The sequence below is a fragment of the Paenibacillus sp. WG02 genome, assembly GCF_055396115.1.
The window spans coordinates 6676999-6691725 of the sequence record NZ_AP036016.1; the positions used below are offsets into that span (position 1 = coordinate 6676999).

Sequence of the window (14727 nt, forward strand, 5' to 3'; positions counted from 1 at the left end):
ATAACGAAACATCAAGAAGATGCTGCACCGCTTCCTCCTCCTTTCTTACGTTTCCATAGGGTATAACTGAACCTAGCCGTGACGAACAAGATCAAGAGAGACTGAATGACACTTGATATCTCGAGGGGAATGCTCGTATTACGTTCAACACCCATACCGCCTGTCTGCAGTGCGGCCAGAAGGACTGCGGCAACCGTCGTACCGAGCGGATGTGCGCCAGATAGCAGTGTAGCCATAATCCCGGACCAAGCGAACCCCGGATTCGTTATCATGCCGTCCGTATAGCGATACTGCATGCCTAGCACTTCTACAGCGCCTGCAAGACCAGCAAAGCCACCACTCGCGAACATGCTCGCGAGCATTAATTTCCCGCGGTTTACGCCTCCATAAGCGGCAAACAGCGGATTGTAGCCAAGCATGCGGATCTCGTAACCGGCAGCACTGTATTTAATAAACAAAAATAAGAGAATCGCTAAAACGATGGCAATGATGAAGCCCGCATGCATGCTCATCCCTTGGAAAAGCTTGGGCAGCCAAATGCTTTTATCAACCATCATCGTTTGTGCGAGTGCAGTCTGATCCTGTTTTATCCTTGAGCGGATAGGCGACCAAATAGCCTGCAAACAAAGCTGCAATATAATTGAGCAAGAGTGTGGTGACAATCAAATTCATTTTAAATCGCGCGTCAAGCCAACCAGCTAAGGCTGACCATATGCCGCCGACTGCAATACCGCCTAGAAGCGCAGCGAATAATTTAAAAAGCGCAGGTCCAGGAAAATAGAGCGCAATCATCGCGCTGGTTAAAGCACCAAGGATCATTTGACCTTCCGAACCCATGTTGAAAAATCCGGCGCGGAAGGCTATTGAAACGCCTAATCCAACTAATATAAGCGGTGTCGCGCGCGTCAATGTATTGGTAAAAAAGTAAAAATTACCGAAGGCGCCTTTCCACATTTGTGCGTATGTGTCCGAAATGGAACCGCCAATCAAGACGATGGCAATGGCCCCGCCCAGTAAACCGATGCATACCGCAATAAGAGGCTGCAGCAGTGCGCCAATGTTTCCTTTCCAATTAAGCATGGGAATGACCTCCTGCCATCAACAGACTGATTTGCTCCTCAGTCGCATGCTGCGCTGACAGCTCTCCCGCAATTCGTCCTTCATACATCACGATAATGCGATCAGAAAGCTTAAGAATCTCCGTCAATTCCGAAGATACCAATAGAATCGCACCTTGCTCATCGCGTTTTTTCAACAGCTCATCATGGATCACTTCCATCGCCCCAACATCCACGCCACGCGTGGGTTCAGCTGCAATAAGGAACGGTTGTTTTTGGGCTATTTCTCTGGCTACAATCAGTTTCTGAAGATTGCCTCCAGACAGGAATTTGACTTTCGTATCCTGGGAACCCGTTTTAATCTGGAATTGCTGGATGAAGCCGTCAACCATATTTCGCAGCGACTTGCCTTGCAAAAATCCGTTACGCCGATGCGTTCTGTGATGTCCCATTGTACCGTTTTCAAGTACGCTGCCTTCCTTGGCAGCCCCCCATTGGTAACGATCCTCAGGAATATGCGAAAGCCCGCTCTCTCTGATCTCACGAACCAAACGGCCTGTAATGTCCTTGCCCATTAAACGAATGTGACCTTGATCAATCGACTGGAGTCCTGTAATGCTTTGAATCAGCTCAGACTGTCCGTTTCCGGAAATGCCAGCGACGCCCAAGATCTCACCAGCCTTCACCTCAAGACTGATACGATCCAATACAGGCTTTCCTTTCTTGCCTTGTATGGTAATCTCTTTCACTTCGAGAACCGTTTCACCAAGTCTAGCGGCACTTTTGCTCGTTTGCACCAGTTCTCTTCCTACCATTAATTTAGAAAGTTCTTCTGCGTTAGTTGCCGAAGTATTTACTGTTCCTCTGATTTTACCGTCTCGAAGCACCGTAACTCGGTCCGCAACTTCCATGACCTCATGTAATTTGTGCGTGATGACAATGAAGCTTTTACCCTGACTCGCTAAGCTCTTCATAATGACAAGCAGTTCCTTCGCTTCCAGCGGTGTCAAAACGCCAGTCGGCTCGTCCAAAATAATGATATCCGCACCTTGATAGAGCACCTTTAGAATCTCAACACGCTGTTGTAGTCCTAGCGGAAGATCAGCCACTTTCCTGAGTGGATCAATGGGTAACCGGTACATGTCACACAATGCCTTAACTTGCTGCGCAGCTTTCTTGCGGTCGAACTTCACGCCGACTTGCGGTTCATTGCCGATGACAATATTTTCAGCCACTGTAAAAGAAGGGAACAGCATGAAATGCTGATGCACCATCCCAATGCCATGACGAATCGCATCCGTTGGATTCACGAACTGGACTTTTCTTCCGCGTAAAAGAATCGCTCCCGACGTTGGCTGTTCCATGCCGTAAAGGATGCGCATCAGGGTTGTTTTACCTGCCCCATTCTCGCCGACTAGCGCATGGATTTCACCTTCGCGCAGTGAGAAATCTACGTTGGAGTTAGCTGTCAAGCTTCCATAGGTTTTGGTAATTTGGTTCATTTGAAGCAGCATAACGGGTTTCGCACTCCTTTCCTAGAAATGCGGAAACTGTCTACGTCGCCGTAAACAGTTTCCGGGGTTATATGATGTTTGTAAGGACTTACGACTATTTCAGAGGATTCGGAACCGTAACTTTGCCAGCTACGATATCGTCTTTGATGGCTTTCACTTTATTCACAACGTCTTGTCCAATAAATGGACTTAGTTTGGATTTGCTTTCTTTTGTTACAAAAGTAAGGCCTACTCCGTCTTCTTTCAAGCCGTAATCCATAGCGCCAAATTTAAAGGTTCCATTTACGAAATCTTTCACGGTTTGGTAAGCTACGCTGTCTGTACCTTTCAATTGAGAGAGAACGATGTGCTCAGGGTCTGTCACCGTACGGTCGATATCTTGACCAGATGTGTAGAAGCCCTTTTCCTTAGCTGCTTCGAATACGCCCAAATCACCAACAGCTGAAGCCGCTGCGATGAAATCTGCTCCTTGAGAGAATTGCGTCAATGCCAGCTCTTTCGCTTTTGCTGGATCTGTGAAGCTTCCTACATAATTAACGATGAATTTGGCATTCGGATTCGTTGATTTCAAACCTTCTTGGAAACCGACTGTGTATTTTTTGATCAAAGGAATATCAACTGCTGCCACCATACCGACAACATTTTTCTTAGTTGCAAGGCCTGCGGCCGCACCAAGCAAGTAAGCTGCCTCATGTTCACGGAATACTACGCTTCTAACGTTCGGTAAATCTACAACTGTATCAATAATAGCAAAAGATTTCTTCGGATTTTCAGCAGCTACCTTTTTCAAAGCATCCTCGGATTCAAAGGAGCTGGTAATAATAAGATCATAATTGTCTGCAACTGCAGCACGCAGGTTTTGTTCAATCGCGCTGGCATCCGTAGATTCTACCGTTTTTACATCTACGCCGAATTCTTTACCAGCTTTTTTAACACCCTCATCCTCTTGAGCAAAGAAAGGGTTCACACCAATTTTTTCTGGTGTTATTAGAATGATTTTTTTGGATGATTTGGTTTCAGGCGCTTTTGTTGCTTCTGCAGCTTTCGTAGCTGCCGGAGCTGCTGTATCATTTTTAGCGGTGCCGCAGCCAGTCAGCATTAATGTAACGGCGAAAATAGACAATAACGTTTTTTTCATGTGTGGTTCTCCCCTTTTGATCTGTTTTTATTAAATATTTTTTTATCCTATTCGACAAAGTGCGACTTTTCAACTAAGACTGATAGTAGTGGATTCCCTAAGTCATGTCAAGAATAAAAACGACAACCATTATATATTGACACCTATAGGCCTAGCTGATATATTTCAATAAACCATACTATTCCTATATGAATAAAAAAAAGGAGGTGCTTTCATCTTATGAAACCATTGAAATCCCGCAAGCCCCTGCAAGTAGCTGTATTAACAGCCGTTCTTTTCTCCTCTGTGAGCACCTTAAGCAGTGCCGCTGAAGCGAGTGATTCCGCAGTCTCTTACAAGCAGTTCTTGAAAGATCAGTATGCCATCAGCTTGTCAGACTCCTTATCAAAAGGCGATTTCGTTGTCGCAGTTAACCGCGTCTTGAATGCCGAAGCCAAAGATCAGACCAATGCATTCACAGACTTGCAGAAGGACAGCCCTTATTATAAAGCTGCGCTTGCTTTGCACGAGAAAGGCATTCTATCCGAAGGCAAGCTGCAGGGTGATCAGCCGCTTACCCAGCTGCAAGCCACTTTCATAGCGTTAAAAGCCGCAGGCTTAAAAGAACTCGCCTATACCTATTCCAAGGATAAAATCAAAGCCGCCCTGGCTAAAGTACATATCGATTACGATCAAAACAATCAATTAACGCTGCAAGCTGCTCAGGAGCTGGCCGCCGCTATTGATACAGGCCTTGTCTCCTCCGATTTCGAAGCGGATGCTGCTGCTAGCCAAAGCTTTGCTGGCGAACTGCTTGGTAAGATACTTACTTTCCAAGGACATTACAAGCACTACATTGGAACGACTTCCGATGATGATATTTTCCGCAAAATTAACGACACCTGGCGTACGGAGGATCTTATTTCATCAACAGATTTGCGTGCTGTCTTCGATGAAGCCTTGAAAAAGAATCTCGTTACCGGCTACAACTTGAAGGATTCTCGATTCGATGCGAACTTTGATCCAACGCGCTCTCTCACCTATGGACATTCTGACATTACGCATGCGATTCAGTTAATCGGACTGCTGCGCAGCGAGAACATCCAGGCGAAAGTACAACTGGAGCCCAAAACGTCTGCCTTCATCTATTTGAAGGAATGGGGCGAGCCCACACAATCCGATGATTATCAAGTCGTCCAAATCGAGAATGGCAATTTCATCGCCTACGCCAAGGAATACGACATTGAGTTCGAATTCGATAACGCCGAGCAAAAGAATAAGTTCCAGCAGGTCATTTTCCAATATGCTAAAAAGAACAGTAAAGACGAGACAGGACTTATTTATTCTTCCTGGTGGCAGCCGCTCTACTATTCATTAACCGATGTGAAAGACTACAAAGTAATTACGAATAATAAAGTCAGCAAAGGCCATTATTATGCACAGTCCTTCTCTCTCAGCGATAAATCTAGCGATGTCGTTACTGGCTTAAAGAAAATCAACGCCAGCTTGAACGTCGATTCTTATAAGTTCTGGGTAGACGAACCTTTCTATAATTATTTACTAGGCGATTTTAAATAAAAAGACAGTTGGACGGGATCCATGAACTGCGACCCGAAAGATGGACACTTTGAAAAAAGTGACCTCTTTCGGGTCTTTTGACGTTTATAGAAAGTACAGGCCTGTTGATTATCCACAAAATGGTAGGAAAAAAGGTCGCTCATTCGGTTAACTGTTTGTACCCCTACAAACATCCGAAAGAAGGCGACCTCATGAAAAAGTTTACTATGTTCTCGAACTTTCTGCAAACAATTATACCGAAAGAAGAAGTGCTTCCCCTCATCAAAGAGGCTGGATATGTTGACTCTGCACGGAAATTCACAGTTTATGATCTCTTTCTTTTTTATCCCAAGATGTTGTATTTTTTACAATAATTCACACGCTAAAAGGCTATTTTGCAACTTGAAGTGGCGAGATTTAGGCATAAATTGTTGCACTTTCTACAACATCATTCAACAGCTAATATGAATTCAATCATCTAGCAACCTAAATTCTGCCTATATGACGAGGATCCCGATTTAAGACAAATCTATGTGGAGTAATATTGGTCGAATGAATCGATGGTCTCCAAACTACAATTTTTACTTGCAAAATAGCCTTTTGGCGTCTGAATTGTTGTAGAAACTACAACATTGGTAATCACGGTAGCCCATCGAGACTTGCTTAACGAATTTTGACACCCTCTGAGCGCTCTGAATTCATTATATCGAATTAGAAATCGTTCTCATTGGACATTAAAAAAGATGACTCCCGGCGATTACCGAATACAGGAGCCCTCTTTAATAGCTTAAACTAGGGTCTTTCTTTTACGTGTCCAGGAATGGGGTCATAGTCCATAGCTTCCCGCTCAACTGTTTTATATTTATAAGCATATTTCGAATTTCATATTCATAGACTCATAGAAAGGATCTGATTTAAGAGAATAGGAGCAGTTGCCCCATGTACATGTTACGACTTGTAAAAATGAAAGCAGCTTACCTACTTATCTATCTCCTTATAATGATAACTAGTTTTATATGGACGATCATCTGGGGAACCCATGTCGCGGTGAAACCACCGCCGAAACTCCCTGTTTCCGAATATAGCATCCATCAAGCCAGCAATGGCGTTACGCTCCATAGCATTCGGACTCCACCACAGAACATAGGGCTGAAAGCAATTACAGGCAATGTGACTGAAAGGCAGGAAAACGGGATTAACGGCGGGTTTTTCTGGCAGGGTTATCTCCTTAGCATTGCTGTCATTAATGATCGTCCTGTCAAAGGGGAACCCGGTGATTACGGCTCTGGCTGGTTTAATATTGATCGCAAGCGGGGAACGCTCGTATGGGATGAGAAGGCTCAAACCTTCACCATTCAAGTCGTTGAACATGCGGACGAGCTGAGGGTGATGGATCGCGCTCATTATTGGGCACAGGGAGGCGTGAGCATGGGGCTTACGAATCCAGAGGGATGGGCGGAACAAGCGATATCGGAAGAGATGCCCGTCATTAACGAGAAACGCATGCGATCAGGTATCGTCTACGACAGAAATAACAACGTTTATCTAGTCGTAGCTCCAACGCCGTGCACCGGAGAGGAGTTCCGCACAGCCGTCCAAGAGCAGGTTGGCAATGGACAGCTGGTTGATGGGCTGTTCCTGGACGGCGACGGTTCCTCCCAGCTCAAAGTCGCCAATTACTTGCTCCCCGGCGATCATCGCGAGGTGTATCAGATGATTGCGTTGTTGAATTGAAGCGAGAAGGGGCGATCGCATGGTGCGACAACTACCCTTGATGCTCATGAATCAAATCCATCTTCAGCTTCCACAGTGCCGCGCTTAAATTCACACGATAAACCTCCGGATTAAGCTTGCGCAAATATTGCGGCCAAAATGACTGCTTCTGCTGCGTATGGTAATCCCGAATTTCGTCCAACGTAGGCTCCTCATAGACAAGCTTTCCTTGGAGAAATATGGGGTGGAGCAGTGGAACTGCTTCATAGTCATCAATAAATTTGTAGATATACGGGTGGATGGGATCGAACAGCTTGATTCGTTCACCCTTCTTGATATCGACTTCATGCTGAAGAGCCAGATAGTCGGCTTCCGCTTTGCCTGTCTTTTTGTTTATGATCCGGTAGGCTTCCTTGAAGCCCGGATTGGTTACTTTCTCGGGATTGCCCGAGATCTTAATGACCGGCACGAATTCGCCGTTCTTCTCGCGGGCAACCAGCTTGTAAACACCGCCCAGCGCGGGTTGATCAGCTGCGGTAATGAGCTGGGTACCGACGCCCCAGACGTCGATCTTGGCATCTTGGGCTTTCAGCCCCTCGATGATGTTCTCATCCAAATCATTGGATGCGACAATCTTCACCTCGGGAAAGCCCGCTTCATCCAGCATGTGCCTAGCCTGCTGGGATAAATACGCCAAATCGCCGCTATCCAGGCGAATGGCGTTCATGCTCTTGCCGCGGCTTTGCAGCAGACGCGCCGTCTTGATCGCGTTCGGTACGCCGCTGCGCAGCGTATCGTACGTGTCCACGAGCAGCGTCACTTGCTCCGGCAGCGCCTCAGCATAAGCACGGAAGGCTTCCTCTTCCGTGTCGTGGGCCTGCACCCATGCGTGCGCATGCGTGCCTTTGGTCGGGATGCCGAACAGCATCCCGGCTCTGAGGTTGGATGTCGCATGGAACCCTGCGACATAGGCCGCTCTTGCGCCCCAGATTGCGGCGTCAGCCTCTTGGGCGCGTCTAGTGCCGAACTCGAGCAGCACATCGCGCGGAGCAACTTGTTTGATCCGCGAAGCTTTCGTCGCGACAAGCGTCTGGTAGTTCACAAAGTTGAGAATCGCCGTCTCAACCAGCTGCGCTTCGAACATGCTCGCCACTACGCGTACGAGCGGCTCATTCGGGAATACAAGTGTGCCTTCCGGCACAGCTTGTAAATCTCCTCCGAATTTAAACGCGCGGAGCGCCTCCAGGAAATCCTCCCGATAATTCTCTTCCTGTGTCCGCAAGTAGGCGATCTCCTCATCGCCAAAATGCAGATTTTGAATGTATTGAATCACCCGCTCTAAACCAGCGAAGACCGCATATCCGCTCCCAAAAGGCAGCTTACGGAAGTATACTTCGAAAACAGCTTTCTGCTTATAAGTGCCCTGAAGCCAATGTGCATACATCATATTAATTTGGTATTTGTCTGTGTGAAGCGTCAAGTTTTCGTATTTCATAGGATTCATCCTTTCCACCAATTGTCATAGCACGTTACTGGACCTCTGCGTTTATGTTCGGTAACAGCGTAGCGCTCCTCAATCTTCTGCACAGCAGAAGCGAGCAGGGGGCTTCCTTCCAAGTAGTCATCCAACTGATCGTATGTGAGTCCCAGTGCTTCTTCATCCGGAAGACCTGGTTTTAAATCTTCCAAATCTGCCGTAGGCTTTTTCAAATACAAATGCTCAGGGCATCCTAACTGCTTCAGCAGCAGCTTGCCTTGCCGCTTATTAAGGCCATAGATCGGAGCCGCATCGCATGCACCATCTCCATGTTTTGTGAAAAATCCGGTAATCGCCTCAGCCGCATGATCCGTACCCAAAACAAGCAATTGATAGTGCGCGGCCAAATCATATTGCACCTTCATACGCTCGCGAGCCTTCACATTCCCTTTGTGAAAATCACTCAAGACCTCTCCCGTAGCTTCGGCAAATTGCCGTACGGATGCATCCACAGCTGATTGTATATTGACCGTAATAACACGGCTAGGCTGAATAAAGTCAATCGCCGCCTGTGCATCTGCTTCATCTTTTTGGATGCCGTAAGGCAGCCTTACAGCCACGAATTGAAAGGTTTCAGTGCCGCCTTCAGCATTCAGCTCTTGGATAGCTATTTGGGCCAGCTTACCAGTTAATGTGGAATCTTGACCTCCAGAAAGCCCGAGCACGTAGCCTTTGGCTCCTGTATGAACCAGATAGTCCTTGAGGAACTGTACTCGGCGCTTGATTTCGTAGGCCACGTCGATGCTTTCCTGCACAAACAATGAAGCTTGAATCGTTTCCTGTCTAAGATTCCTCAATTACACCATCTCCTCATTCTCTGTGAATTTTGTCCAATTCATACCATTGCTGCCATCGCAGCTGCCACTTTTAACCACGAACGACTTTCGCCCCTAATGTATGTTGAAAATGCTGCAAGGCCCATTCATGCCCCGTCTGATTAAAACTAGCGACTGCATCTTCATGAATAACAATTTCAAAGCCTTTGTTGTAAGCATCCACCGCTGTATGCAGAACACAAATATCTGTGCAAACGCCAACCAAATGCAGCTCATGAATGCCTCTTGCCCTTAAATTAAGCTCCAACTCGGTGCCACAGAAGGCGCTGTATCTTGTTTTGTCCATCCAATAAATCTCGCTCTCATTATGCTCATATACAGTTTTCAACCTTCCATATAAATCGCGACCCGCCGTGCCTCGAATATTATGTGGAGGAAACAACTTCGTCTCTGGATGGAAAGGGTCTTGTTCATCGTGGAGATCAACGGCCATAACCACAAAGTCCATCTGGGCCAAAAATTGCTCTGTAATTTCACAAATTCTCGCTTCAATCAGAGCGCCGGGTTCCCCACAAGGAAGCTTCCCAACAACAAAATCCACCGTATAATCAATGATTATAAGAGCTCTCATCCTAAACACTCCTTCATATTGTGTATTTGATAGTATTATTAAGACAATATCAAAAAGGAAAAGAGAGGCCTAGCTGTAAATAGACAGCTGAGGCACATAATCGGTAAATCGGTATAACTGAGCAGCTCGCTGGGAGTAACGGTTAGACATCTTGCCCTGTCCTTGATGATCCAGCACCTCTTCGATAATCCCTTTGCGACTTTGGGTCGATGTAATTTTACGAATAAAATTCCGTTCCTCGAAGGTCGGAACGACCGTTTGAATGACTTGATACAGCTCACTCATCGTGAATTCCTCGGACAGGAACTCTCTGGCAATCGTCGTCATCAGCATCTTCTGCTGAATTTGAGCAAGTGCATCTCTCATGATGATTTCATGATCAAAAGCGAGATCCATTGCCAGCGCCTCATCGATAGGGAAGAGGCGAACGTCAGCTGCATCATCAGCGGCTTGACGTTTCTCGAGATAACGTTCGTGCACGAGTGCGAAGAAAGCGTGCGAGATCATCCACCCCCGTGGATCGCGCTGCGGCGTACTATACACATTGAAATATTCAATGTGCACGTCCGAAACCCCCGTCTCCTCCGTTAGCTCGCGTCGGGCGCTCTCTTGAATCGTTTCGGTTTCCATCGAGAACCCACCCGGAAGCGCCCACTGGCCTTCGAATGGCCATTGCTTTCTTTGAATCAGTAACACTTGCAGTCCCCGAGTAGGAAGCGACTTCTTCACTGATCCTTTTCCTTCCGAGGTAATCGTAAAGATGACGATATCCGTAGGCGCGCCGTCAGGTGTGCGGTATTTACTCGCTTGGTAGTTGGTTTCATTCTCGAATGGCATGTTCATTTCATCACCTGTTTAGTCGCATTTCTTTTATATTGTCAATTTGATAATTTCATTATGACATAATTAAAATTCTTTTGCAATAGGAATTCGGCGGTTGGTCTGCAGTTTACTTCTCTATCACAATCAAACACGTGCTATCCGGCAGCGGAACCGCGTTTCCATCTTGATCCATGATCCTTACTTTATCCGCCAATGCGTCCGTATACCCTTCCTGGAGGAAGTGTTTGTTCTCTACAATTTTGACCTCATTACCTAATGTATCCAGGATGAACGCCGTAAACTCGCTTGGGGTAAAGTAACCGAATTGCTCTTGCACTTCATGCACATAAGCTTCCTCACCCCATGTATATGTATAAAGGAATTCCATCGCATCATTCACGGGCATGATGACCTCATCCACAGCAACGACCTCATACTCAATTGATCGCCCTGCGAAATCCTTCGCATACCGCTGCAGCCAAGCCATCGTCCCTTCTTGTAGAAAGCGAATGGTCCGCTTCTGCTCGGCAGGTTCCGTCATAATACCATCGCGGATAACGATTCGGCCTCCGGGTGCTAGTACATCGAAAGCGCTTCGCAGCGCCGCAGCAACAGTAGCATGGTTGAACTTCTTTCCGCCAAAAGGGATGTAGGAATATAATTCATGCAGGATCGATGAGAAAATAACTGTATCGATGGAGCCCGGCTCTACATACTGCTTGAGATCAAGTGCATCCCCCTTCATGACGTCCCATCGATGCCCCTCCAGTTGCTTTTTGCGTTCCAGCGCTTCAATTACATTCGACGAAATGTCGATCCCAATCGGATGCTTGTCCGGTAAATACTGCTCGATGAGATCCAGCATAACCCCGCCGCCAGGTCCGATATCGACGACCCGCTTCCCAACAACGTAATCCAGCATCATCTTCTTATAGTCAGCCGTTTGGTTCATCGTGGCTAAGTATTCTTCTTCATTATGAAACCGGTCATAGGCATCTCTGCGCAATTCGAACAGATCGAACAGAAGCAGAACCGCCTTTTCATATAGTGGAGATTTCTCGGCTTCTACACAAAATTCAATCAGCTTCTCAGCAGCAGGAGAAAATTGAAAGTTAAAGAATATCGTGTCCGGGAGCAGCGGCTTTCGATCCATGAGGTGCTTCAGATGGGCATTGCCCCACATAGCATCGGATTTGAACTTTTGAGATGATTCACTCGGATCCTTCATCAAATCAATCCAAGTAAGCTCACCCAAATATTTCTCAATCATCCTCTTCTTATATACGTTTACCTTTTTGCTGCCCTTGTAATCGTAATACATCGTATTCATCAAGGGTTCGAAGCTAATGTGTTGAATGGAATCCGCTTGACCCATTGAAAACTGAATAATCAGGAATACTTTCACCATTTGCTCCAGAGAAAATTCTTGTAGTGCCGCTTCCACAAACCACAGAGTTCTACCATCCATAAATGCCGTCAATCCTTCTAATGGAACTTCCTCAAGCAGCTTCCCATATTCAGCGTCGAAATTTTCTCCCTTTTGAATCGTGTTTCCCCGTAGTCTGGCAAGGCGATCCTTTATGGCAGGCTCTTTTTTCAAAGAATCGGATATGATCTGCTCAATCATTGACTCCACTTCATTACGAACAGAATGCCAGAGTTCTTCTGAGACACCTGCAATAATGCATTGATTTAGCGGCAAGAGCAAGCCTCTTAATTCATCAGCTGTAAGCAAATTATCCTTCATCAAATGAATTAAAGGTGCATGTTCTTTAAATGGAACTTCGCCACGGATCGTTTGGCCAATTAGCCCATGTGTGTAGATTAACGTATGTATGACAGTTGACTTATCGCTTGTATCTCCTTTATCGAGCTTAAATAACTGCGCTGAACCTAGGTTATGGACGGAAAGATGAATACCTGCTTCTTGCCACTTGAAACGGTCTCTTGAAGTACCACCCTTCGCTACTTCAGACCAAATCAACACCTCTTCTAGTAAATCTTTCTTCCAAAAGGACAACGCTAGCCCGTCCAAAATGTGCAAAGTCCGCTCAACATAATCTAGCACAGGGTTCGCCTGTGCCAGCTCCTGGATCGACTGAATCCGCTCGAAGTTAACGATGCGCTCCTCCGCCGAAACGATATAAGTTAACCATTTAGGTTGGTCTGCGGCATTTGTGTCCCCTGCCCGATACCTTTTTATTAATTCTAATGAACTTAACATGCAGGTATATATCCTCCCATTCCTACCAATCACTTTATGACTAGTATAAACCAACCTCATGGCAATCTCACGTTTACTATCACACTACGATTTCATTGTTGATCGGCATATAGATTCGCGTAATTGACTAGGATGGTCATAAAGCCCAATACGACAAATGAAAAAAAGGCCATTATATCCAAATGATAGACGTTGGGAACAACAATAAAAACAGCACCAATAATAAAACAAAACCAATTTTGCCAAACCTTTTTACCCGTTTTTCCAAGGGCCAATAGAGAACCTACGAATTGCAAGCTGCCAAGCAGAGCGCAAGTGTAGAGTGCATTCGTATGAGCTTCAAATCCGAACACCCAGGGACTTACCACAAACCAAAGACCCATACAAGCGGACAATAAGTTTTTCCAATACATCGCTTGCTTCCACCTCCTACATGACGATATGTAACAGTATATGCAAACGCTTTCAATATTGTGAATGGAAAAGCCTCCAGCTCACCCAAATAAATAGGCAGCAAGAGGCTTATGTTTCTAAATGTCTTATTGTTCAATATGAATGGCGCCTGCATCGCCTGTTTTCACATCAGCATGCAGGATGTCCGTTACGAATTTCAAAGGTACATATAGCGTGTCTTTAAGAATAACTGGAGCTGTCCCTAGCGTAACCGGAGTCATTTTCGCATAGAAATAGCTGTCGCTGCCTACGGAAACATTCGTCCACCCAGCACCTTTTGTCAATTCGGCCGCGTACTTTTCTTGATTCCATTTCACTTCGTAGCCAAGTCCTTCTGCTACTTTACGTATAGGCACCAGACTCACGCCTTCGGCATTGGTTAGGCTATCGCTCCCCGCTAAATCTAGCTTCATTTTTTCAACAGGCTTAGGCGCAACGGGTTTTGTTGTCATTGTCCATTTCTCAGGCAAGTTAAAACGGAATTCCGGAGTGCCTGTGGAGCCCGGAGCAATCGAATATTTCGGGAACACGATAACCGCTTCGCCTTTTTCCACATAAAAGTTTTGCTCTTCGCTGATGCCTTTAAAATCATCTTTGAAATAACTCTCTGGTTTTTCATTGATTTTGGCCTGAATTCCGGCATTGACATTCTCCTTGAAGTGATCACCAAGCAGATCCTGCAAAGTAACACGCTGCCCTTGTTCACTATTTAGCACATTGTACGTATCCACGCGAGGCATACCTGTACCGCCTGTTGCAGCATACGTCGTGACTTCAAGTGAGATAACACCTGCCGGGTTGCTCGAACCATCCGATTTCAACACATAATTAATCGTCAGCTCGTAGGGGCGATAAGTGAAACCATTTGTTTTGGCATCAGCAGCGGCTTGAGCAGCCTCTTTCTCCCAATTCGCCAAATCTTTGTTCGCTTGGGATAAAATGAGGTCATTTGTTTGCTCTTGATACTTCGTATCCAACATGCCTGAAAGCTGCGGCACTTTGATATTGGTTTTTAGATCCTGCGTTTTAGACGTAAGATTTACTTCTTTCACTTGCACTGGAAAAGTTGACTCAGATGCAGCGGGTGCAAGAATTGGAACTACGGTAACAGTTTCCGCTGATGCCATACCTGTTAATGGTAATACGGCACCACTAACTCCCACCAGCATTGCACAGCCGACTACACCAAGTTTCAACATGTTAAACGGATTTTTTTTCATTTCATGTTCACTCCTCATTCGTTATCGTAAGTAATCTTTCGGTTAATTTAACCTTTACGATAACAAGACGCGCCAACGTTCAAGAAAGTCTGAAAGTAAACATTC

Annotated in this window: 11 protein-coding genes and 1 pseudogene; 2 read left to right on the forward strand and 10 right to left on the reverse strand. The window is 45.9% G+C overall.

All coding sequences use genetic code 11. The features are described from left to right. Positions 1 to 11: 11 nt before the first annotated feature. The 3 genes and pseudogenes from ACBP55_RS30270 to ACBP55_RS30280 form a co-directional block, all read right to left on the reverse strand. A pseudogene (locus ACBP55_RS30270) lies at positions 12 to 1080 on the reverse strand (ABC transporter permease). After that, complete coding sequence (locus ACBP55_RS30275; protein ID WP_464646938.1) at positions 1073 to 2572, reverse strand: ABC transporter ATP-binding protein; 1500 nt, start codon at positions 2570 to 2572, stop codon at positions 1073 to 1075. Before ACBP55_RS30275 ends, ACBP55_RS30270 begins: the two are co-directional and overlap by 8 nt. 94 nt (positions 2573 to 2666) lie before the next feature. Then, positions 2667 to 3710 carry a BMP family lipoprotein gene (locus ACBP55_RS30280; protein ID WP_464646940.1) on the reverse strand — a complete coding sequence of 348 codons (1044 nt, stop codon included), beginning with the start codon at positions 3708 to 3710 and terminating at the stop codon, positions 2667 to 2669. 219 nt (positions 3711 to 3929) lie between these two features. Between ACBP55_RS30280 and ACBP55_RS30285 the strand changes: the two genes are divergently transcribed. Continuing rightward, positions 3930 to 5267, forward strand: a complete 1338-nt coding sequence (locus tag ACBP55_RS30285) for an S-layer homology domain-containing protein (RefSeq protein WP_464646942.1) — start codon at positions 3930 to 3932, stop codon at positions 5265 to 5267. Positions 5268 to 6185: 918 nt separating this feature from the next. After that, the gene (locus ACBP55_RS30290) at positions 6186 to 6980 is read left to right on the forward strand and encodes a hypothetical protein (protein ID WP_464646944.1); all 795 of its coding nucleotides are present in this window, start codon (positions 6186 to 6188) and stop codon (positions 6978 to 6980) included. Positions 6981 to 7011: 31 nt separating this feature from the next. Here ACBP55_RS30290 and ACBP55_RS30295 read toward each other — a convergent pair whose 3' ends face one another. The 7 genes from ACBP55_RS30295 to ACBP55_RS30325 form a co-directional block, all read right to left on the reverse strand. Next, positions 7012 to 8454 (reverse strand): nicotinate phosphoribosyltransferase, encoded by a 1443-nt coding sequence (locus ACBP55_RS30295; RefSeq protein WP_464646946.1) that lies wholly within the window; start codon positions 8452 to 8454, stop codon positions 7012 to 7014. Between the two features lie 5 nt (positions 8455 to 8459). After that, positions 8460 to 9293 (reverse strand): ammonia-dependent NAD(+) synthetase, encoded by an 834-nt coding sequence (nadE, locus tag ACBP55_RS30300; protein WP_464646948.1) that lies wholly within the window; start codon positions 9291 to 9293, stop codon positions 8460 to 8462. 70 nt (positions 9294 to 9363) lie between these two features. After that, positions 9364 to 9903: a cysteine hydrolase family protein gene (locus ACBP55_RS30305; RefSeq protein ID WP_464646950.1), complete on the reverse strand. Its 540-nt coding sequence runs from the start codon at positions 9901 to 9903 to the stop codon at positions 9364 to 9366. 69 nt (positions 9904 to 9972) lie between these two features. After that, entirely contained in the window at positions 9973 to 10740 is a 768-nt protein-coding gene (locus ACBP55_RS30310; RefSeq protein WP_464646951.1) for an NUDIX domain-containing protein, read from the reverse strand. A 112-nt stretch (positions 10741 to 10852) separates the two neighbouring features. Next, entirely contained in the window at positions 10853 to 12949 is a 2097-nt protein-coding gene (locus ACBP55_RS30315; protein WP_464646953.1) for a class I SAM-dependent methyltransferase, read from the reverse strand. Positions 12950 to 13041: 92 nt separating this feature from the next. Further along, a complete protein-coding gene (locus ACBP55_RS30320; protein ID WP_029198434.1) occupies positions 13042 to 13362 on the reverse strand; it encodes an SPW repeat domain-containing protein in 321 nt (106 codons plus the stop codon). Between the two features lie 126 nt (positions 13363 to 13488). Next, positions 13489 to 14622, reverse strand: a complete 1134-nt coding sequence (locus ACBP55_RS30325) for a stalk domain-containing protein (RefSeq protein WP_464646954.1) — start codon at positions 14620 to 14622, stop codon at positions 13489 to 13491. Between the last annotated feature and the right edge of the window lie 105 nt (positions 14623 to 14727).

Excerpts from the sequence above, each read along its gene's own strand:
- ACBP55_RS30275 (WP_464646938.1), bottom strand. The coding sequence starts at position 2,572 with ATGCTGCTTCAAATGAACCAAATTACCAAAACCTATGGAAGCTTGACA.
- ACBP55_RS30280 (WP_464646940.1), bottom strand. The coding sequence starts at position 3,710 with ATGAAAAAAACGTTATTGTCTATTTTCGCCGTTACATTAATGCTGACT.
- ACBP55_RS30285 (WP_464646942.1), top strand. The coding sequence starts at position 3,930 with ATGAAACCATTGAAATCCCGCAAGCCCCTGCAAGTAGCTGTATTAACA.
- ACBP55_RS30290 (WP_464646944.1), top strand. The coding sequence starts at position 6,186 with ATGTACATGTTACGACTTGTAAAAATGAAAGCAGCTTACCTACTTATC.
- ACBP55_RS30295 (WP_464646946.1), bottom strand. The coding sequence starts at position 8,454 with ATGAAATACGAAAACTTGACGCTTCACACAGACAAATACCAAATTAAT.
- ACBP55_RS30305 (WP_464646950.1), bottom strand. The coding sequence starts at position 9,903 with ATGAGAGCTCTTATAATCATTGATTATACGGTGGATTTTGTTGTTGGG.
- ACBP55_RS30310 (WP_464646951.1), bottom strand. The coding sequence starts at position 10,740 with ATGCCATTCGAGAATGAAACCAACTACCAAGCGAGTAAATACCGCACA.
- ACBP55_RS30315 (WP_464646953.1), bottom strand. The coding sequence starts at position 12,949 with ATGTTAAGTTCATTAGAATTAATAAAAAGGTATCGGGCAGGGGACACA.
- ACBP55_RS30320 (WP_029198434.1), bottom strand. The coding sequence starts at position 13,362 with ATGTATTGGAAAAACTTATTGTCCGCTTGTATGGGTCTTTGGTTTGTG.
- ACBP55_RS30325 (WP_464646954.1), bottom strand. The coding sequence starts at position 14,622 with ATGAAAAAAAATCCGTTTAACATGTTGAAACTTGGTGTAGTCGGCTGT.